Raw genomic sequence first — 18,700 nt, 5'->3', positions numbered from 1 at the left:
GAGACAAAAATGAGTGATAATCTCAGTTTTGGCTTAGAGGGCAAAACCGTTCTATTGACAGGCGCTACCGGCGCCATAGGCGGCGCCGTTGCCAAAGGTTTTTCAGAAGCTGGTTCTAAAGTGGCTGTGGTCGACATTGATCAAGCCCAATGCGATGAATTCGCCCAGGAACTAGGGCCGCAACACGCTGGTTTCGGCGTCGATCTGACCGATACCGCACGCTTGCCCTCACTTGTTAAGAAAATCGATAGCACACTTGGCAAAATTGACGTTTTGGTGAACATTGCTGGTGTTATCAAACGAGCGGACGATTTGTTTCAAGTATCGGAATCTGATTTCGATTTCCAGATGGACATCAACGTAAAGGTGCCGTTTTTTCTCAGTCAAGCTGTTGCAAAATTGATGGTTGACGACGGCCGGAGTGGTGTGATCATCAACTATTCCTCACAAGGCTGGATGTCAGGTGGGTTTGGCGGGTCGGTCGTTTATAATGCAGGCAAAGGTGCAATCACAACCATGACCCGTGGTCTCGCACGCAGTTGGGCAGACCATGGAATTCGCGTAAATTCGGTTGCGCCGGGTTTGGTGGAGACACCAATGCTTGGACTAGATAGAATGAGCGGAGGTCAAATCGAAAATATGGTGGGTGGCATTCCACTCAAACGCTTGGCGCAACCCGGAGATCATACAGGCGCAACCTTGTTTTTGGCAAGTGATCATGCGGCTTACATGACAGGTGCAACGATCAATGTAAGTGGTGGGTTCTTGATGTATTAAACTAACCTCCCTGACGACTCAGGCCCGGCCTAACGCTGGGCCTTTTTTATCCGATGGGTGCGTCCGGAACGATTAAACCGCGGTTCTTCATTTCTGTCCACAGCTCTCTGGGAATATTTAAATTGAAATTTTCCATATTTCCAGTAATTTGACGCGCTGTTCGGGCACCTGGAATAATCGAATAGACAGCTGGATGAAGGAGCGGGAATTGCAACGCTGCGGCCATCAGCGGCACGTTGAATTCCGCGCAACAATCCTGAAGCCCAATGGCTCGAGCGCGAATGTAATCCGGGACGGGGCCATAATTATAGCGCACGTCTGGATTTGTTGGATTTGTTAACAATCCGGAGGCAAACGGTGAACCAACAACAATTTTTATCCCGCGCTCGATACATCTCTTCATTGCCGTATTTAGCGAATTTTGATCAAGAAGTGTGTAGGGCATCGCAACAAGGAAAAAATCCAAATCGATACGATCTGCAAAAAATTCGAAATCGCCCAACGCGTTGATACCCATTCCGACCGACGAAATTTCTCCACGTGATTTCAAATTATGAAGATACTCCAACCCGCTATCTTTGAGCTGTTGGTAGTATCTGTCAAATTTATCGCCATGATATCCTTGGTCCAGATCGTGAATGATCAGCGCGTCAACCGAACTTTGGCCAAGGCGCAATTGGCTTTGTGTATAAGATACTGCGAGTCCCTCTGCGGTGTAGTCATATTTGACTTCGAAATTCTGTCCACCGCACCATTGGACGCGCTTGTCTTCACCGCGTGGCGCCGGAAGATACACGCGCCCAACTTTAGTTGAGACGTAGTAACCTTGCCGTGAATGCTGTCGTAACAATCCGCCCAAACGGTGCTCGCTCAGCCCGTGCCCATACCAAGGTGCTGTATCATAATACCGCACGCCTGCATCCCATGCAGTGTCTAGAGCCAGCCGAGTGTCGGCTTCAGAAGTTTCGACAAACAGGTCACCAAGTGGCGCGCAACCAAATCCAAATTGGGGCATTTCAATGGAAGAAATCGGTGCCGTTCGCGGCGGGTATTTTGTGGGATTATCTGCTGTTGAACTCATGGTGACTCCGTTTTTTTTTGCAAAAAGGTAATTGGCATTGATTTATATATTTTATGACTTGGTGTCACTGTTTGGATTTAGTTTCCTTACTGTAATGTGTAAGAATACGACGTGCCTTTGTCAGACGAAATCACTTGAGACAGGCAGGGTGACTTTGTCACCTCGGCCAATGACAAAACACCCTGCATCTCGCTACTTTAAACCTGGCCCGGGGTTCCTGGACCATCTTGCTTGGGTCTGTGGACTGGGGATCAAGAGCCACGCCCTACGTTTCCGCCTTCAGTGTTGCATGAGCTCAATTTGCGCTGGACGGTTTTGCTTGGTCCGCGGTCCGTGGACCAAGCCACGCGCGCCTAGCCACACCATCAAAAATGGGGTATAATAAAACCCCATAAACCGATGATAGTTGAGCACAATGAAAGCTAATCCCAAACCATGGCTCTACGGCCCAAACTGGCAAGGTCAGAGGTGCGAGGCCCGAACGCGCAGCGGCACGCCTTGCCAGCGCCCCGCTAGACTCCCTGTGGGCCGCTGCAAGCTCCATGGAGGCGCGAGTACCGGTCCGAGGACCAAGGACGGCCTGGCGCGACTCACAGAGGCTAGAACCAAGCATGGCAAGTTCACGAAAGAGAAGCGCGCAGAAGCACGGCGCTTTGCAGAGGAGGGGCGGCAGATGCGCGGCGAACTGAAAGAGCTGGAGGCTTGGTTCGTGGACCACGGGCATCTGTCCAAGGACTGGCGCAAAGATTGGGAACTCTGAGACCATGATAGTAGACCATTGGCATTAGACCAATTGCCTTGGGGGTTACTGCGGCCTTTCTTGGGGGCAAGCAGGGATGCCGCAAGGGGGTACCCATTAAGCATGGGCCGTGGTCTTTGGACCATGGGCCTATAATATTGGTGCCGCAAATTCATTGGGGCGCAATTTCATTTAGTGATCGTAGTGACTCGATTTTCTGCAAACATTCATAATCTGAATTGTCTAGTGTGATGCTAAGTTTAAAAAGTCTACGAATTTCCAGTCATCCGAGTCACTAGATTAGACCTTTGAATTTTCTTCCCGTCTGAATGTCGAACCTCCTCCCAACTCGGGTCATTGGTGATGAATTCCCTTATTTTTGAGTTAAATTTGGGCAACCCAGGGATATATTTGATACCAACTTCATCCATGTCTTTTCTGAAGTAAATGTAAACTTCATTGAAAAGCTTTGCTACGCGTATTGGTACGGCTCTTTTTAAACCACCGTCTTCTAACCAGCTTCTCACAGTGTCCGCTTCTTTCATCCACTGCGTGGTTGCCTCTTGGCAAGAGGCTGGCATCGAGTAGTGACCGTTTTTAAACACTATTGCCGCTTCGCGGATGGCCTCTGAAATCAAAATGTCTCCCTGCTCTCTCATTAACTTTGTCTCAAAGTCTGAAATCCGCTCTTCAACACGTATTGTTCGACTGAACGGTATTACCAGCAATCGGCGCTCGATCCCCGCATCTATGCCGCCTTTAAAACTTGGAAGTACATTAGTCGACAAAATATGCATAGCTCTGGGTTTGAACTCCACTGGCTCTTTGTAGATGATCTTTGCGGTAACAGGGTCTCCCGTAATTACAGCTTTGAATTTGTCCGATGAGATAGCTGCAGCGTTTGATAACTCATCAGACAGATTTGCTGACGCCCCGATTAACTTGGCCAGATACTGTTCTTTATCCATGTCACCTGGCGATATGCTACAAATGACACCATGCGGAAGTATACGCCTCAGCACCTCTTGAATGGTGGATTTACCATTCGCTGCAGATTGCCCATAAAGGATGAATGCTTTCGGTTCTTTTAACCGCGTCCCAACCCCACAGATAGAAGCGCCATACATCTGTAAGATTAAAGAGGGTACTGTCAGACAAAACGAGCTTGAGACGGGCAGGGTGGTCTCGTAGCCTCTCCGTATGACAAAACACTCCCCATTCAGGTATTTTAAAACGAGCCCTGAGATCATCCGCTTGGCTGTGATGCTTTACGTTCGTTTTCCGCTCTCACTCCGTAACGTGGAAGATCTTCTGCACGAACGAGGCATTGAGATCAGCCACGAAACAGTTCGGTTTTGGTGGAATAGATTTGGTCCGATGTTTGCTGCTGAGATACGAAGAAACCGGGTCAGTCGGATGCGATCTTATTCGAACTGGCAATGGCACTTGGACGAGGTCTTCGTAAAGATAAATGGAGAGACACATTATCTCTGGCGAGCCGTTGATCACGAAGGTGAGGTGCTGGAAAGTTATGTTACCAAGCGCCGAGACCGCAAAGCGGCATTGAAATTTCTCAGAAAAGTAATGAAGCGCTACGGCGGGCCAGAAGTAGTTGTGACGGACAAACTACGTTCCTACGGCGCTGCAATGAAAGTTGTTGGCAACGCGGATCGGCAGGAAACGGGCCGCTGGTGTAACAATAGGGCGGAGAATTCCCACTTGCCGTTTCGACGACGAGAACGCGCTATGCTCCGCTTTCGACAAATGCGATGTCTGCAGAAGTTCGCTGCAGTCCACTCTTCAGTCCACAACCATTTCAATCAGGAACGCCACTTCTACTCACGAGACAATTTCAAGATCAATCGATCCGCCGCTCTTACTGAGTGGCGCCAACTATTGAGCGCATAGGTTCAGGCTGCGCCTGCAATCTGATGTGAGTTCTCATTCGTCTGACAGCACCGCCATGAATTTTTACAAGCTTTTGTTTTTCAGTTATTTTATTAAGGTTTAATTTCTAGCCCGCCAGTATACCCGCCAACCCAACGCTTGCTTATTCAGTGTTACAAATCAACTACCGGAATTGTTTCATAGCTTAATGCATGAAAGTGGGGGGCGGGTCTAATCCCTTGCTGACCTTTCGGCGCACCGGCGCTCGTAACTGACTTTTTGCGCGTTTACGGAAAAACCCGGAGAAAAAAATATGAGCCAGAAAAAGCGTAGCGATAAAAACAGCGTCACCGCCGCGCTCGGTGGTTTTAAAGGTGCAATTGAAAGCGTCCCTTTACCGCAGGGCGTAGAGTTACGCAGCGATGACGAGTTGATAATTTGGGGCCAGTTCACGCGCGCACGCGCACGCGAGGATTGGCGCGATATGGACCTTATTCTGTTGGCCAAGGTCGTGAGAATGGAAGCGGACATAAGACAACACCAAGCATCGGTCGAAGAACAAGGTGTTATCATTGAAAACCAGCGAGGGACACCAATCCCAAACCCGCTTCTTGCAATTATCGACACAGTTGAGCGCAGGCAGCTTGCTGTCATTCGCTCAATGTCACTCAATCAGCAAGCAAGCTCAATCGAACCGCTGCTCTTGCTGAGTGGCGCCAACTATTGAGCGCATAGGTTTAGGCTGTACTAGCAATCCGATGCGAGCTCTTATTCGTCTGACAGCGCCGCTACCGATGCTGAAAATGGATGTGTCTGGGTGCTCCAAGAGAAGCATTCTTAGCCTGACGGACCGTGCTTGATCGCAGCGGCTCAAGAACTCAGCTAAACCCTCTTTGGGCAGTAGCGGTAAGTGGCCTACAACCGTGTTGGCCCAACCAATATATTCCAGGCGTCGCTCCAAGGACCAACCGTCAGGTGGCGAATTAGCAATAGCACCGATGTTTGAGGTTGTATCAGCGAGTTTTACCAAGCTGGCCTCGTTACTCTTTTTTGGAGGCATTCAAGATTTGTTGCTTCTTTCTCTCTGCCTTCGGTAAAGACTTGTCGTCGGTAAGCTCAGCTACAATGCTAGCTATTTCTTTGCCGAAAAGGGCCTCTAATTCAGCCACAGAGGTAGGTGGGCTGTCCTCTACAAAGTCATGCAGTCGAGCTGCAGCTATGGCTCTCTTTTACTACAATCCAATACAAGTTTCTATTTGTCTGATTGAGTCAAGGCGAGGGATGTTTACCTAGTGGCTGTGGCCATGACCGTCAGGTCCATCGTCATCTAAAGAGCCATGGATGGCAAATTGGTTCAATCCCGCATCTTGCGATTCAATCATGCGAAACCCCTCTTTCACGCCGGAGCCTGTCAACTCGCGCACCACTGTGAGCAAAGTATTAGGGTCGTGGTCGTTGCAAAGCTCGGTCATATGCACCAATTCTTCTTCTGCAACTTGGCCTGCTTCCTCTAGGGACGGGGCGCCATAGATTTGAACAAAGTGCCGTGCTAAGGAGTCCTTGAGAAACGCGTATTCTGATGGTTCAATTTTGGTTGTAGCCACAAATGTTACGCGGCCAAAGGTCTCCACACCAAGCCAACCGTTGGAAAAGGCTTGCCGCGACTTTCCAGTCAAATCAGCTTCTGTCCAATTGGAAAATTCAAAGCCGCCCGAGATACACCATTCACCAGTGCGCGCAGGCGAGTGAAAGACATTCATATCGCTTTCGTCAAAATGTATTGCGCGCGCCAGCATCATATCAGTTGCCCTCCAGTACGGAACTTAATGGGATGAGTTGGGTAGTCACTTCAGATCGAAGCAGCATTCCGAATTTCTCGTCTACGCCAAGAAAAGTGCCGGCCTGTCCATGAATCTTTATGTCTTCGCCAATGCCATGCGCCAGACCGCGCCAATTAGAATGCAAAGATTTTACCCCATCTTCGCTCCAGGTGTTGATGCCAACCAAAGTGTGTTTAACCCAAGACTCCAATAGACCCAGTGCGTTAACCTCTGCGCAGCCCTCAGCATAGAGTGCAGTATGGTCTGGTGTTTCGCCCGGTGCATCACTTTCTGGCCAGAGGGGCAGGGTCAATCCAACTACTATCCAATCGGGCAGCGCATCGGTATCCACGGTAGACGCTGCAACCCGTAAAGCGCCGCAGCGGGCTCCATTGATCCGCAAACCGCCGGCCCACTCGAGCTGAACTGCCACCTCAGGTGGCGCCAGAGCGCCCAAGGCGTTTTGAAAACCAATACCACAAAGCGGCAGCACGGCCATGGCCTCTTCGAGCGTCACATCTGGAGCGAAAACAATCGCCGCTTCAAGCGAATTAGCAGCCAAATTATAGACTACCAACCCGGCATCACAGCCACGGGTAGCCTCTGCGCGGGCCTTTTCAAAGGGATTAATCTGGCCGCTGATGGCCAGTCCGCTGAAGAGTGGGGGAAAGCTTGGTCTTTGATTTTCTGTCATGCCTGACCGCTTTCAATCAAAGATTTTGCCAGGCTGCGGAAAGCTTGTGCCTGAGTAGAATTGGGTTTGGAGACAACAATCGGTGCCCCACCATCGGCAGCCAAACGAATGTCGAGATGAAGCGGAATTTCGGCTAGTAGCGGTACGTTCAATTTCTTGGCCTCCTCGCTAACGCCACCATGTCCAAAGACATGCTCTTCGTGGCCACATTGCGAGCAGATATGCGTGCTCATATTTTCAATCATACCAATGATAGGTGTTCCCAATTGATTAAACATATCAATGCCTTTTCGTGCATCCATAAGTGCAACATCCTGCGGCGTGGACACAATAATTGCCCCATCTACATGGGCTTTCTGGGCAAGGGTCATATTTACGTCGCCTGTGCCAGGCGGCAAATCGACAATCATTACATCCAACGCGCCCCATTGTACTTGTGTGAGCATTTGTTGCAAGGCGCCCATGAGCATCGGACCACGCCAGACCACCGCTTGATCCTCATTGGTCATTAGTCCAATAGACATCATCGTCACACCAAAATTTCGTAGTGGTAAAATGATCTTGCCATCCGGGCTTTGCGGACGGCCAGACACGCCAAGCATGCGGGGCTGTGATGGTCCATAGACGTCTGCATCAAGCATGCCAACCCGACGCCCTTCTGCGGCCAAAGCACAGGCCAAATTGGCCGCAACAGTTGATTTTCCTACGCCGCCTTTGCCGGAGGCCACAGCAATAATGCGATCTACGCCTGGAATTTTTTCTGGGCCTGCGGGCTCTGCCTTTCTGGTGGGCGATAGGTCAGGCGGGGCGGAAGGTTTGCTGTGAGCCGTCATCACGATGGATACTGGCGCACAACCAAGGGCCGCAAGTTTTCTTTCTGCTTCGGCCTTAGCCGGTTCAAAGGGGTCGGGGGAGCTCACTTCCATTACAAATCGGACAGCGCCACCGGTTACTGAAAGAGCGCGAACCAATCCTGCTTCGACCAGATCTACGCCAGAGGGCGCTTGGATCGTTTTGAGGCAAGCGAGTACCTCTTCGCGGGTTACTGACATTTAATTACTTTCAATTTTACCGGTGACGACATGTTCGAAATCCAGTCCCTCAAGGGTGAGGACCATTTTGGCAGAATAGCTTTTCCCGGCGGTATTTGGTACCGCACGCAATGCGTCTTCAATCGCTTGCTGTGAGGTAACTCCAACTTGCTTGAGAAATTTTCGCATGGACATATTTAACTCTTCGCTCATCGAACGTTCCTTTTAGTTGCTGCAAATGTTGACGTTTGAATCCTACTGCCCCTAGGGTGAATTGCAAGTTGGGGCAAATTGGGGAAATAGGTGAAATGTTTAAAGCTTTGGTGATATGTTGGGCTCTGTTTGCCGCACCCGTTTTGGCCCAAGAAAAATCCTTTACCCTGCAAGCCCCCTCTGCCTTTAAAGACAGTGGCTTTCTGAGGTATCTTTTGCCTCGTTTCTCTTTGAAAACAGGCACAAAAGTCTATCTCTTGCAAGGTGGCGCTCAGGCGCGCTTCGGGGCAGAAGGCACGCCTGTGTTTCGCGAAGGCGCTAGATTGTGGCGGTTTGCTTCGGGTGGTCATCCCGCCGCTGAGCGGTTTGAAATTTGGCTCTTGTCGGATACGGGCAAACTCACAATTGAGGAGTTTGCCCCAAATGGAATCGCGGTGTTTCAAGCGAAAATTGAGACGGCAGCTGTTGCGAAACCTAAGCCGCTGACTGGAGACGCGGCTCTGGGTGCGCGGGTTAGTTTGGAAAAATGCGGTCGTTGCCATGTTGTTCATGAAAGCAATCGGATGAAGGCCATAGGCTCGACCCCTTCGTTTGCGCTCATGCGCAATTTTAAAGATTGGCGTCGCCGATACGAGGCATTCTATCTCCTCAATCCACACCCTGCGTTCACTCAAGTGTTTGAGGTGACCGATCCCTTTGCCGCTCATTTGCCCTCTCCAATCGTACCGATTGAGGTCTCCTTGGACGAAATTGCGGCCATTGTGGCCTATGTGGCGACCATTCAGCCGGCTGATTTGGGATCGCCTATCCAATCTCAATGATCCCGGCGCTTTGACAGATAATCTTCTGTTGTGCGTACCCGAGGGCGGGCGTCACCTTGGAACGGATTGTCTGTTGAGTGATACTGTGCCTGAATACGGCAGTTGTCGCACATTTGGATCATCTTTGACGCGGCCGGATTTGCAAACATCGCATGATTTCCCGCTAGTTTCTCAGTGATCTTCTCAACCGTAGATTTCACGCCAAAAAGTGATCCGCATTCGATGCAGGCGAAGGGTTCTTCTTCATGCAAAACTTTTTGTGTAAAGGCTTGATCTGTGAGATCCATCTGCGGTTTCAAAGAAATGGCCTTCTCTGGACAAATATTGCTGCAGAGGCCGCATTGCAGACAGGCGTCTTCTTGAAACCGTAGTTGTGGCAGATCTTCATTGTCTCCCAAGGCACCAGAGGGGCAAAGGGAGACGCAGGCCAGGCAGAGGCTACAGGCTTCTGTGTCAATTAGGACTGCCCCATAGGGCGCCCCGATCGGTAGGTTGAGCACATTTGCCTCTGGCTGAAGAGCTTTAGCAGCTAAACGTGCCACTTGCCGCCGAGAACCGATTGGCAAAATCGGAGCGCAGGCTATTTCGACTGCCGTCCCGGAATACAACATGTCGCATAAAGCTTCTGGGTCCGTAGGTTGCAGCCTATGCACTGTATCTAAACCACCTAGAGCTTTTGCCAAATTTATTTGCTCATCAATCACGTCGGTTTCGGAGGTTGGAAAGGTCAAAATATTGACCTCGGCAAAACCACAGGCCAGTGCGGCCAGAATTTCCGCATGGCCGAATCCGGCCAGGCCGTTAACTTCGAGGGGAACGACAGAGCCTGGGAGGCCACGACCAAAGCGCGCCGCCAATGAGATCATTTCGGCGCCCGCGTCGCCATCATGGACCAACAGACGTGGATTTTCTCCGCCTGCTTTGCTAAAAATTTCGGCCAAGGTATTTATGCGGCGAAATAAAATATCAATCGATGGAGCATCGTAGCTAATCGCGCCAGAAGGGCAAACTGCGGCACAGGAACCGCAGCCGGCACAGATCATTGGATCAATGGTCACATGCTCTCCTGCTGAGAGAATCGCTCCAGTTGGGCAGACGTTCAAACAATTCGAACAGGCTGGTTTTTCTGCGCGGCTGTGGGCGCAAAGGCTTTCTTCAAGGCGGACATAGAGCGGTTTTTCAAAAGTGCCTATCATCTTCGAGGCTGTCAAAACCGCTTTCGCAACTGAAGGGACGTGCCGGGCATCTGCACGCAGGTATCCATCGCGTTTTTCGGGTGCAGGGAACAGTGCAGGTGGACCACGAAAATCTATAATGATGTCACAATGCGAAGCCGCGCCATCCAGGGGATCTGTCAGTTCAAAAGCACCGCGTCCCCCTAGCCGAACTTCTTGCAGCGCATCGATCTGAAGGGAAAACCCCCCGAGAGCGCCGGAGGCATGCTGCAGCTGCCCAACAACGCAATCGAAGCGCCGATCTGTGGGAATTTCCCCGCCTTGTGGCAGCAAGACGGTAACGGCCAAAACATCGCAGAGATCGGCGGCGGCTTGCAGAACGGCTTCATGTCCTTTTGGACCGGCAATTAACAGGCAGGTGCCTTCAGACAGAATGTCAATTGAACCGCCCATTTGCCTGGTAAGGGCTGGCAAAGTAGCTTCTGCTGCGAGGGCGGCCATCTTGGGGGTGACATTGCCTTCGCCCCAACCTGCGCGGTCTCGGATATCAACAAAGGCGGGCAGGTCGGCCTGCAATTCTTCGGACAACTCTTCGAATTTCTGGCGCTCTTGTTGGCAGGCGATGAGGGCCTCACCTGCTTCGATGCCTTTTGCTGCGAGATTGATTTCATCACCGCAAAGGTTGTTATGAACACGAGAACAAGCAAGCCCAGTTGCCTTGGAAATGGCGTCTACATCGATTGATTGAGATCCTAGACAGTCGCATAAAATTAAGGTTTTAGTCAATTGGTTCTCCCCAGAGGCGGCCAAACTAAAAAGCCTTCATGATGTTAATCGTGCTTTTGACGGTTCGTAAACCGCATATTTTGTAGAAAGGCTGTTGCAACCTCCATGGTGCATGTGCAGTGTTTTTTTTACGATCCTTAATGTTCGTGAAATACTGTTTTTTTTGTAAATAATAATAAGTAGTTAAATGCAATAATTGTAAGCTCCTAAATGGCTGCATCGTAGAAATTTAGGAGATTTTCACAATAATTATTTAATTTCTTTGTATAAATTCGAAACCTCAGACATAGTGTTTGTAATCGTAACCACGATTATGGAGGTAGTTTGACTCAAGCGGCTCAAAAATCGATATCCATGGCGTTGGGAATAGTGGTACGCAGGGTGCCCGGCGTAACGCGCTGGGTTGACTATGTTTGGAAGGCTGTTGCGGTTTTGCCAGGAGCGGGTCCCGCTCATTGGAAAGAATTGCGCCGCGATGGCGATGCAGTGGAATATCACGCGGCAACGGTCTCTTTGGAATTGTTCCGCACCGATACCGAGGCCTATTTGCAGGGTCTTTCAACCAAAAATCCGGCGATTTATGTTGTAATGCGTGACAGCGATGATGTGGATCCATTAGATGTGGTTATGGCTACGGCTTCGCCATTTGAAGCGCAAGATTATGCGGATACGGGCGAAGAGTTGGTCGAAAAAGTGCCCATGCCTGAAGGTTTGGTCGCCTGGGTTCGTGATTATGTCGAAGCGCATCACGAAGATCAGGTGTTTGTTAAGCGCCGGCGTGACAAGGCGCGGGTGGATTTGGATCAAAACGGCATTGGTGATTCTCGGATTCGGCAAATCTCGGATGTCTACCGTGCACCAACTGCAAAGCAGACAGTCCATTGAGTGGTCAGCAAGACTTTTGGGCCCGTCGTAAGGCGAAGGTTGAATTAGAGGCTCAGGCCGATCTGGCGGCTGTCGAGGCTAGAAAATTGTCTGAGGAACACGCCGAGTTGGATGAACTTTCTGATGAGGCTTTACTGGAGAAACTAGAGCTGCCCAATCCTGATGAGATGGCAATGGGCGATGACTTTTCGGGCTTTATGTCTAAATCTGTGCCAGATCGTTTGCGCCGTAGGGCCTTGCGGACGCTTTGGCGCTCGAACCCGGTCTTGGCGAATGTGGATAATCTTGTCGATTATGGCGAGGACTTCACAGATGCTGCCCTGGCGGTAGAAAATATCCAAACGGCCTATCAAGTGGGCAAAGGCATGTTAAAGCATGTGCAAGAGATGGTTCGGCAGGAGGAAGAGCGCCTAAACCCAACCATCGTAGAAGCGGAGCTAGGTGAGGACAAACTTGAATCTGAGGCGGAGGCCGAAACGCCGATTAATCTTGAGCGGCAAGCTGAAGAAGACGCATTAGCCTTTCAAACTTCTCAAACAGGAGATGAGCCGGATGAGTTACAGGTTGAATGCGCCTCGCCGATGCCGCGCCGTATGAAATTTATAGCCAAGGAGAGTGCAGCGTGAATCCTGCTCAAGACATAACGATTGGGTCCGAAGATCGCTTGCGCGCGGATCTCTACAATTTCATTGGTTTGATCTTATCTGCGCCGCCGGATCAGCTTTTGCTCGATCAATGTATAGGTCTATCGGGCGATGACAGTGATTTGGGCAAAGCAATCAGCAGCCTGTCGCGTGTGGCGCGGGTGACCAATCCTAAGAAAGTTGAGAGTGAGTTCAATGCGTTGTTCATCGGTTTGGGGCGTGGAGAGTTGCTGCCCTATGCCAGTTATTATTTGACAGGTTTTCTACATGAAAAACCACTGGCCACACTGCGTTCTGACATGGCGTTGCGCGGCATGGTTAGGGCACCCAGTGTTTATGAACCTGAGGACAATATCGCCTCTTTGATGGAGATGATGGGGGGGATGATCGTTGGTCGGTTTGGAATACCGGCTGAGCTCGCTGACCAAAGGCAGTTTTTCAACAAGCATATTGCGCCCTGGGCCGGGCATTTCTTTACTGATTTGGAAGCGGCAAAAAATTCGATCCTTTATGCCTCTGTCGGTAGTGTGGGTCGAGCCTTTATCGACATTGAGCGCGAAGCGTTCAGAATGACTGCGGCATAGGCGCCGCAATAACCTGGCGACACGTTCGCCACGCAACAGGAGGGAGACATCCCAATGAGCAAAACCTCTGAAGATGGCGCAACGCGCCGAGACTTTCTGAAGATTGTGGGCACAGCGGCTCCGGCAGCTTTTGTCGCGGTTGCTTCTGGCACATCTGCCGTGGCTGCCAGCCCTGCAGACCTTTCATCCAATGAGATGCAAGATACGGCGCACACCCGCGCTTACCTGGACAGCGCCCGCTTCTAAAGCGCTGCCCAGCAAGACCGAAACCTCAAGCGACTGGTAGCGTGACGCCCGACTGTTTGAGATCAAATTAGCCAAGCAAGCACGGGCAAAGCTCGCGCAAGCAAGGGAGGAAGAAAATGTTAAGGAAAAAGACCAACGGGGTTGCGAGACGCTCCCAACGGACTGGTATCCTGTCAGATGTTGCACAGAAATCTGTAGACCGACGCGCGTTCCTGCGTGGGAGTGGTTTGGCGATTGGTGGCCTTGCGGCTATTTCCGCAACAGGTGGCGCTGTGACGCAGGCTTCAGCTGCTTCAGCTGTGGACGGTGCGGTCCAGACGATCAAATCAGTGTGCACACACTGCTCGGTGGGCTGCACGGTGATTGCTGAGGTGAGCAATGGTGTGTGGACAGGTCAAGAACCTGGATGGGACAGCCCATTTAACCTGGGCGCCCATTGCGCCAAAGGTGCCGCGGTACGCGAGCACGCTCATGGGGAACGTCGTTTGAAATACCCTATGAAAAAAGAGGGTGGTGAATGGAAGCGCATCAGCTGGGACCAGGCGATTGATGAAATCGGCGATGGCATGATGAAGATTCGCAAGGAGAGCGGGCCAGATTCTGTTTATTGGCTTGGATCTGCAAAACACAGCAATGAGCAAGCTTATATGTTCCGCAAATTTGCGGCTTATTGGGGAACGAATAACGTCGACCACCAAGCCCGTATTTGTCACTCAACAACGGTTGCAGGTGTTGCAAATACATGGGGCTACGGCGCCATGACCAACAGCTATAATGACATCCATAATTCAAAAGCAATATTCATCATCGGGGGCAATCCAGCTGAGGCGCATCCGGTCTCCCTACTACACCTTTTGAAGGCCAAAGAGCAGAATAATGCGCCGGTGATCGTCTGTGATCCGCGGTTTACACGCACCGCTGCTCATGCGGATGAGTATGTACGCTTCCGTCCCGGCTCTGATGTGGCGCTAGTATGGGGTATACTGTGGCATATCTTCGAAAACGGTTGGGAAGACAAAGAGTTCATCCGTACCCGTGTTTGGGGCATGGACCAAATTCAAGAAGAGGTCAAAAAATGGACCCCGGAAGAGGTTGAACGTGTAACTGGTGCACCTGGTGAACAGTTGCATCGAGTTGCGCGCACTTTGGCCAACAACCGGCCTGGTACCGTGATTTGGTGCATGGGCGGAACACAACACACCAATGGTAACAACAACACCCGTGCCTATTGCATCTTGCAATTGGCTCTTGGCAATATGGGAACAACTGGCGGTGGTACAAACATCTTCCGCGGTCATTGTAATGTTCAAGGCGCGACTGATTTGGGTGTGCTTAGTCATACACTTCCAGGATACTACGGTCTGTCCGCAGGCGCTTGGGCCCATTGGGCCCGTGTTTGGGAGGAAGACGCAGACTGGCTTAAGGGGCAGTTTGATGTGACCAAAGACGCTCAAGGCAAAGAGAAATCTCTCCAAAACTTAACTGGTATTCCAGTATCGCGTTGGATTGATGGCGTGTTAGAAGATCCTGACAACATGGACAATCCCGATAAGGTGCGCGCCATGGTTCTTTGGGGGCACGCTCCTAACTCACAAACGCGACTGAAGGAAATGAAAACTGCGATGGAGCAGCTCGATATGCTCGTCGTCGTGGATCCATATCCAACTGTTTCTGCAATTTTGCACGACCGGACAGATGGCGTTTACTTGCTGCCAGCCTGTACCCAGTTTGAAACGCGTGGTTCAGTGACTGCGTCCAACAGATCATTCCAGTGGCGAGAAAAAGTGGTTGATCCACTATTCGAAAGCTTGCCTGATCACGTCATCATGGCCAAATTTTTGAATAAATTTGGTTGGGCGGATCGTTTCTTTAGAAATATCGAAATGGAAGATCCTGAAACGCCAAATATTGAATCGGTTACGCGAGAGTTTAACCGAGGTATGTGGACAATTGGTTATACCGGCCAAAGTCCGGAACGCATTAAGATGCACATGGCCAACCAACACACCTTTGATCGCACAACGCTGCAAGCAGTTGGTGGCCCAGCCGATGGAGATTACTACGGTCTTCCATGGCCATCTTGGGGTTCTGCAGAAATGAACCATCCGGGAACTCCAAACCTTTACGACATGTCTAAACGCGTGTCTGAGGGCGGCTTGACCTTCCGCGCCCGCTTTGGCGTGGAGCGTGATGGGGACAACATGTTGGCTGAAGGCGTCTACAGCAAAGATTCGGATATCAAAGATGGATACCCTGAATTTACAATGCAGATGTTGATGGACCTTGGGTGGGACAGTGAACTGACCGCACAGGAGCGGGCTGTTATTGATGGGATTGCTGGACCAAAGACCAACTGGAAAACCGACCTTTCCGGTGGGATCCAGCGGGTAGCCATTGCTCATGAATGCGCCCCATTTGGAAACGCAAAAGCACGGGCCGTGGTCTGGACATTCCCAGATCCCGTTCCCGTTCATCGTGAACCACTTTATACCAACCGCAGAGATTTGGTTGAAGATTATCCAACATATGAGGATCGCAAGTTCTATCGCCTTCCGACAATGTATGCTTCAATCCAGAAGCAAGATTTCTCCAAAGAGTATCCCATGATACTAACATCAGGTCGTTTGGTGGAATATGAGGGCGGCGCAGATGAATCGCGTTCGAACCCATGGCTTGCGGAGTTACAGCAAGATATGTTCGTCGAAATAAACACGCGAGATGCAAATAATCTTGGTGTGCGTGACGGTGCGCAAGTTTGGGTGGAAGGTCCTGAGGGCGCCAAGGTCAAAGTGATGGCCATGGTAACTGAACGGGTGGGTGAAGGCGTTGCCTTTATGCCATTCCACTTTGGCGGTCATTTGGAAGGTGTGGATCTGAGGGATAAATATCCTGATGGCGCAGACCCCTTCGTTTTAGGGGAAAGCTCAAACACCGCGCAAACCTATGGCTATGATTCAGTGACCCAGATGCAGGAGACAAAAGCCACTCTCTGCAAAATCTGGACAGCATAAGGAGACCTGAGAAATGGCAAGAGCAAAATTTCTCGTCGACGCGGAACGCTGCATTGAATGCAACGCTTGCGTGACTGCCTGTAAAAATGAGCATGAAGTACCTTGGGGGATCAATCGCCGGAAAGTCGTCACTATCAATGATGGCTCGCCGGGCGAGAGATCAATTTCGGTAGCCTGTATGCACTGTTCGGATGCGCCTTGTATGGCTGTCTGCCCTACGGATTGTTTCTATCAGAACGACGAAGGGATGGTCCTACACTCTAAGGATCTGTGCATTGGTTGTGGGTATTGCTTTTATGCATGCCCCTTCGGTGCACCACAGTTTCCACAGGCGGGCAACTTTGGCTCCCGCGGCAAGATGGACAAATGTACCTTCTGTGCCGGTGGTCCAGAGGAAAACCATTCAACAGCTGAGTTTGCAAAGTATGGCCGCAACCGGATAGCAGAAGGCAAATTGCCAATCTGTGCCGAGATGTGTGCCACCAAGGCGCTGTTGGCTGGAGACGGTGATGTTGTGTCGGGCATTTATCGCGAGCGGGTTGTGTCCCGTGGCTTTGGATCTGGCGCTTGGGGCTGGGGTACAGCCTATAGCCAAAAAGGCGGATGATCCGCAATTTTTGACATCCTGAAATGGAGGGGCGATCCAAATATGGATCGCCCCTTTGACCTAAAACTTTTGGGGATCCGCCATGACGCGTATACTGATTGCTCTAATTTTCAACCTATCATTTGTATCGTTGGCGTTTGCGCAAAGCACAGAAGCCCCTGACAGAAATTCAACGGGCGGCGCTCAGACGCTTGAAGATATTATGGCGCGGCAACGTGGTGAAGAAGTGGACAATAGCTTTCGCAGTGAAGCCACTGGGGACGCTGCCAGTGCTGCGGAAATTTCAAAACAATTGGGCACTTTAGGTGGAAATTCTGACCCGGAACTCTGGCGTGCTCTACGCTTTGGCCTCGCTGATATTACGGCCTCCAATTCAGGACCGGCTGCAGAGGTTCTGATCCAAGACGGCGGCATGAGATGGCTTAACCTACGGTCAGGCCCATTGATTAAATATGGTGGCGGTCTTTTACTTTGGATGATTGGCCTTTTGGGACTATTCTATTTAATCAGAGGTCGCATCAAAATTGATGGGAAAAAAACAGGCAATAAGATAATAAGGTTTAAAGCGGCGGAACGATTTGCTCATTGGCTGTTGGCAGGATCTTTCTTGCTGCTGGGTGCGACGGGTTTGATTACCCTCATGGGACGGAAGTTTCTCATTCCAGCGTTTGGACATGAGGCATTTTCAGTTTTAGCAATTGGCTCAAAATGGATTCACAACAATGTTTCCTGGGCTTTCATAATCGCTCTTGTCTTAATTTTTGTTTTTTGGGTAGTCGACAATATCCCCCATCGTTCGGATATAAACTGGCTCGTAAAAGGTGGTGGTATCTTTTCGCGAGGGCATCCACCCGCGAAAAAATTCAATGCCGGTCAAAAACTGATTTTTTGGTCTGTGATTGTTTTGGGCAGTTCTATTTCGGTGTCCGGAGTGTCGTTGTTGTTTCCGTTCCAATTTGAGATGTTTGCTGCCACTTTTGTTAAGGTAAATGCCACTGGCCTTGGCGCCTATTTGGGCTTTGGCGAGCTGCGAGAGGTTTTGGCTCCGCATGAGGAAATGCAATATTCGCAACTTTGGCATTCGATCGTCAGCTTTGTGCTGATGGCGATTATTCTGGCGCATATTTACATTGGCTCGCTTGGTATGGAAGGCGCCTATGACGCTATGGGTTCTGGCGAGGTAGAGGAGCAATGGGCCCGGGAGCATCATTCTTTATGGGTTGAAGAGGTTTTGGGTCCGCAAGTGCCGAATGCAACTGCAGCTGCAGCGAAAAAGCCGACGGCACCGAACGCCTCTGCTAAGATCTCTAAGAAATCCACTATAATGAAATCTGCGAGGTCGTCAGAGGTGAAACATAAAAAGGCCACTGACCCAAAATCAGCCAAGTCTGCTCCGACCAAAACCACAGCGAATAAAACGACGGCAGCGAAGCCGAAGAAACCAGCAAATGATACATAATTGGATCCCGCGGTCACTTGAGGTGCAGGTTTTGTGTTGAGCAAGACTATCTACGTGTCAGATATCCACGTAAGGAGAGAAAAATGAAATCGATGTTCGCTGCATTTTTTGCGATACTGGCTATTGCGATCGGGGCAAACCTTTTTTTAAGTCAGGCTGGATTCTCCAGTCAAGAACGCACTTCCAGTTCCGCTGTTCGGCTCGATCCCTAAACTTAGTATAATCACTGGGACAACTTTA

21 protein-coding genes are annotated in these 18,700 nt (G+C 50.5%); 13 read left to right on the top strand and 8 right to left on the bottom strand.

Annotation, left to right across the window (positions count from 1 at the left end; genetic code table 11):
• Positions 1 to 9 precede the first annotated feature (9 nt).
• Complete coding sequence (locus RCA23_RS11845) at positions 10 to 777, top strand: SDR family NAD(P)-dependent oxidoreductase (RefSeq protein WP_052377158.1); 768 nt, start codon at positions 10 to 12, stop codon at positions 775 to 777.
• Positions 778 to 823: 46 nt separating this feature from the next.
• Here the strand turns inward: RCA23_RS11845 and RCA23_RS11840 are convergent, their stop codons facing one another.
• Entirely contained in the window at positions 824 to 1,858 is a 1,035-nt protein-coding gene (locus RCA23_RS11840) for an aldo/keto reductase (RefSeq protein ID WP_052377157.1), read from the bottom strand.
• A gap of 415 nt (positions 1,859 to 2,273) precedes the next feature.
• Between RCA23_RS11840 and RCA23_RS11835 the strand changes: the two genes are divergently transcribed.
• The gene (locus RCA23_RS11835) at positions 2,274 to 2,618 is read left to right on the top strand and encodes an HGGxSTG domain-containing protein (RefSeq protein WP_044050495.1); all 345 of its coding nucleotides are present in this window, start codon (positions 2,274 to 2,276) and stop codon (positions 2,616 to 2,618) included.
• A gap of 248 nt (positions 2,619 to 2,866) precedes the next feature.
• On the opposite strand, the gene RCA23_RS11830 is transcribed toward RCA23_RS11835, so the two are convergent.
• The gene (locus RCA23_RS11830) at positions 2,867 to 3,847 is read right to left on the bottom strand and encodes a phage/plasmid primase, P4 family (protein ID WP_081870964.1); all 981 of its coding nucleotides are present in this window, start codon (positions 3,845 to 3,847) and stop codon (positions 2,867 to 2,869) included.
• Here RCA23_RS11830 and RCA23_RS11825 point away from each other — a divergent pair.
• Positions 3,798 to 4,505 carry an IS6 family transposase gene (locus RCA23_RS11825; protein ID WP_044050493.1) on the top strand — a complete coding sequence of 236 codons (708 nt, stop codon included), beginning with the start codon at positions 3,798 to 3,800 and terminating at the stop codon, positions 4,503 to 4,505. The genes RCA23_RS11830 and RCA23_RS11825 overlap by 50 nt on opposite strands.
• 292 nt (positions 4,506 to 4,797) lie before the next feature.
• On the top strand, positions 4,798 to 5,211 hold the full coding sequence (locus RCA23_RS11820) for a P27 family phage terminase small subunit (protein WP_044050492.1): 414 nt from the start codon (positions 4,798 to 4,800) through the stop codon (positions 5,209 to 5,211).
• Positions 5,212 to 5,524: 313 nt separating this feature from the next.
• Here the strand turns inward: RCA23_RS11820 and RCA23_RS17030 are convergent, their stop codons facing one another.
• The 5 genes from RCA23_RS17030 to RCA23_RS11795 form a co-directional block, all read right to left on the bottom strand.
• Entirely contained in the window at positions 5,525 to 5,704 is a 180-nt protein-coding gene (locus RCA23_RS17030; RefSeq protein ID WP_081870963.1) for an HD domain-containing protein, read from the bottom strand.
• A gap of 69 nt (positions 5,705 to 5,773) precedes the next feature.
• Positions 5,774 to 6,283 (bottom strand): DUF6505 family protein, encoded by a 510-nt coding sequence (locus tag RCA23_RS11810; RefSeq protein WP_044050491.1) that lies wholly within the window; start codon positions 6,281 to 6,283, stop codon positions 5,774 to 5,776.
• Position 6,284: 1 nt separating this feature from the next.
• On the bottom strand, positions 6,285 to 6,998 hold the full coding sequence (locus RCA23_RS11805) for a biotin/lipoate--protein ligase family protein (RefSeq protein ID WP_044050490.1): 714 nt from the start codon (positions 6,996 to 6,998) through the stop codon (positions 6,285 to 6,287).
• Positions 6,995 to 8,050, bottom strand: coding sequence for an Mrp/NBP35 family ATP-binding protein (locus tag RCA23_RS11800; protein ID WP_044050489.1), 1,056 nt, complete (start codon positions 8,048 to 8,050; stop codon positions 6,995 to 6,997). Before RCA23_RS11800 ends, RCA23_RS11805 begins: the two co-directional genes overlap by 4 nt.
• Positions 8,051 to 8,242 (bottom strand): DUF6494 family protein, encoded by a 192-nt coding sequence (locus RCA23_RS11795; RefSeq protein ID WP_044050488.1) that lies wholly within the window; start codon positions 8,240 to 8,242, stop codon positions 8,051 to 8,053.
• A 95-nt stretch (positions 8,243 to 8,337) separates the two neighbouring features.
• On the opposite strand from RCA23_RS11795, the gene RCA23_RS11790 reads away from it, so the two are divergent.
• Complete coding sequence (locus RCA23_RS11790; protein ID WP_044050487.1) at positions 8,338 to 9,063, top strand: cytochrome c family protein; 726 nt, start codon at positions 8,338 to 8,340, stop codon at positions 9,061 to 9,063.
• On the opposite strand, the gene RCA23_RS11785 is transcribed toward RCA23_RS11790, so the two are convergent.
• Positions 9,057 to 11,024 carry a 4Fe-4S binding protein gene (locus RCA23_RS11785; RefSeq protein ID WP_044051527.1) on the bottom strand — a complete coding sequence of 656 codons (1,968 nt, stop codon included), beginning with the start codon at positions 11,022 to 11,024 and terminating at the stop codon, positions 9,057 to 9,059. The two genes, RCA23_RS11790 and RCA23_RS11785, sit on opposite strands and share 7 nt — an antisense overlap.
• 354 nt (positions 11,025 to 11,378) lie before the next feature.
• Here RCA23_RS11785 and RCA23_RS11780 point away from each other — a divergent pair, with 354 nt between their 5' ends.
• From RCA23_RS11780 to RCA23_RS16885, 8 genes are all read left to right on the top strand, one after another.
• Positions 11,379 to 11,909: a DUF3305 domain-containing protein gene (locus RCA23_RS11780; RefSeq protein WP_044050486.1), complete on the top strand. Its 531-nt coding sequence runs from the start codon at positions 11,379 to 11,381 to the stop codon at positions 11,907 to 11,909.
• Positions 11,906 to 12,535: a DUF3306 domain-containing protein gene (locus RCA23_RS11775; RefSeq protein WP_044050485.1), complete on the top strand. Its 630-nt coding sequence runs from the start codon at positions 11,906 to 11,908 to the stop codon at positions 12,533 to 12,535. Before RCA23_RS11780 ends, RCA23_RS11775 begins: the two co-directional genes overlap by 4 nt.
• Positions 12,532 to 13,137, top strand: coding sequence for a TorD/DmsD family molecular chaperone (locus RCA23_RS11770; protein ID WP_044050484.1), 606 nt, complete (start codon positions 12,532 to 12,534; stop codon positions 13,135 to 13,137). Before RCA23_RS11775 ends, RCA23_RS11770 begins: the two co-directional genes overlap by 4 nt.
• Positions 13,138 to 13,191: 54 nt before the next feature.
• Positions 13,192 to 13,383, top strand: a complete 192-nt coding sequence (locus RCA23_RS11765; protein WP_044050483.1) for a twin-arginine translocation pathway signal protein — start codon at positions 13,192 to 13,194, stop codon at positions 13,381 to 13,383.
• Positions 13,384 to 13,499: 116 nt separating this feature from the next.
• A complete protein-coding gene (locus tag RCA23_RS11760) occupies positions 13,500 to 16,394 on the top strand; it encodes a formate dehydrogenase subunit alpha (protein ID WP_044050482.1) in 2,895 nt (964 codons plus the stop codon).
• A gap of 13 nt (positions 16,395 to 16,407) precedes the next feature.
• The gene (fdh3B, locus tag RCA23_RS11755; protein WP_044050481.1) at positions 16,408 to 17,001 is read left to right on the top strand and encodes a formate dehydrogenase FDH3 subunit beta; all 594 of its coding nucleotides are present in this window, start codon (positions 16,408 to 16,410) and stop codon (positions 16,999 to 17,001) included.
• Between the two features lie 82 nt (positions 17,002 to 17,083).
• A complete protein-coding gene (locus tag RCA23_RS11750) occupies positions 17,084 to 18,460 on the top strand; it encodes a formate dehydrogenase subunit gamma (protein WP_081870961.1) in 1,377 nt (458 codons plus the stop codon).
• A gap of 83 nt (positions 18,461 to 18,543) precedes the next feature.
• Entirely contained in the window at positions 18,544 to 18,672 is a 129-nt protein-coding gene (locus tag RCA23_RS16885; protein WP_268870329.1) for a hypothetical protein, read from the top strand.
• The last annotated feature ends 28 nt before the right edge of the window (positions 18,673 to 18,700 follow it).

Origin of the sequence: Planktomarina temperata RCA23, from assembly GCF_000738435.1 — a bacterium.
GTDB lineage: Bacteria > Pseudomonadota > Alphaproteobacteria > Rhodobacterales > Rhodobacteraceae > Planktomarina > Planktomarina temperata.
Note: the sequence above shows the minus strand (reverse complement) of the source record. Positions and strands in the feature narration are given on the sequence as shown.

Excerpts from the sequence above, each read along its gene's own strand:
- fdh3B (WP_044050481.1), top strand. The coding sequence starts at position 16,408 with ATGGCAAGAGCAAAATTTCTCGTCGACGCGGAACGCTGCATTGAATGC.
- RCA23_RS11825 (WP_044050493.1), top strand. The coding sequence starts at position 3,798 with ATGACAAAACACTCCCCATTCAGGTATTTTAAAACGAGCCCTGAGATC.
- RCA23_RS11760 (WP_044050482.1), top strand. The coding sequence starts at position 13,500 with ATGTTAAGGAAAAAGACCAACGGGGTTGCGAGACGCTCCCAACGGACT.
- RCA23_RS11750 (WP_081870961.1), top strand. The coding sequence starts at position 17,084 with ATGACGCGTATACTGATTGCTCTAATTTTCAACCTATCATTTGTATCG.
- RCA23_RS11820 (WP_044050492.1), top strand. The coding sequence starts at position 4,798 with ATGAGCCAGAAAAAGCGTAGCGATAAAAACAGCGTCACCGCCGCGCTC.
- RCA23_RS11790 (WP_044050487.1), top strand. The coding sequence starts at position 8,338 with ATGTTTAAAGCTTTGGTGATATGTTGGGCTCTGTTTGCCGCACCCGTT.
- RCA23_RS11780 (WP_044050486.1), top strand. The coding sequence starts at position 11,379 with ATGGCGTTGGGAATAGTGGTACGCAGGGTGCCCGGCGTAACGCGCTGG.
- RCA23_RS11800 (WP_044050489.1), bottom strand. The coding sequence starts at position 8,050 with ATGTCAGTAACCCGCGAAGAGGTACTCGCTTGCCTCAAAACGATCCAA.
- RCA23_RS11805 (WP_044050490.1), bottom strand. The coding sequence starts at position 6,998 with ATGACAGAAAATCAAAGACCAAGCTTTCCCCCACTCTTCAGCGGACTG.
- RCA23_RS11845 (WP_052377158.1), top strand. The coding sequence starts at position 10 with ATGAGTGATAATCTCAGTTTTGGCTTAGAGGGCAAAACCGTTCTATTG.
- RCA23_RS11810 (WP_044050491.1), bottom strand. The coding sequence starts at position 6,283 with ATGATGCTGGCGCGCGCAATACATTTTGACGAAAGCGATATGAATGTC.
- RCA23_RS11830 (WP_081870964.1), bottom strand. The coding sequence starts at position 3,847 with ATGATCTCAGGGCTCGTTTTAAAATACCTGAATGGGGAGTGTTTTGTC.
- RCA23_RS11840 (WP_052377157.1), bottom strand. The coding sequence starts at position 1,858 with ATGAGTTCAACAGCAGATAATCCCACAAAATACCCGCCGCGAACGGCA.
- RCA23_RS11765 (WP_044050483.1), top strand. The coding sequence starts at position 13,192 with ATGAGCAAAACCTCTGAAGATGGCGCAACGCGCCGAGACTTTCTGAAG.
- RCA23_RS11835 (WP_044050495.1), top strand. The coding sequence starts at position 2,274 with ATGAAAGCTAATCCCAAACCATGGCTCTACGGCCCAAACTGGCAAGGT.
- RCA23_RS11795 (WP_044050488.1), bottom strand. The coding sequence starts at position 8,242 with ATGAGCGAAGAGTTAAATATGTCCATGCGAAAATTTCTCAAGCAAGTT.
- RCA23_RS16885 (WP_268870329.1), top strand. The coding sequence starts at position 18,544 with ATGAAATCGATGTTCGCTGCATTTTTTGCGATACTGGCTATTGCGATC.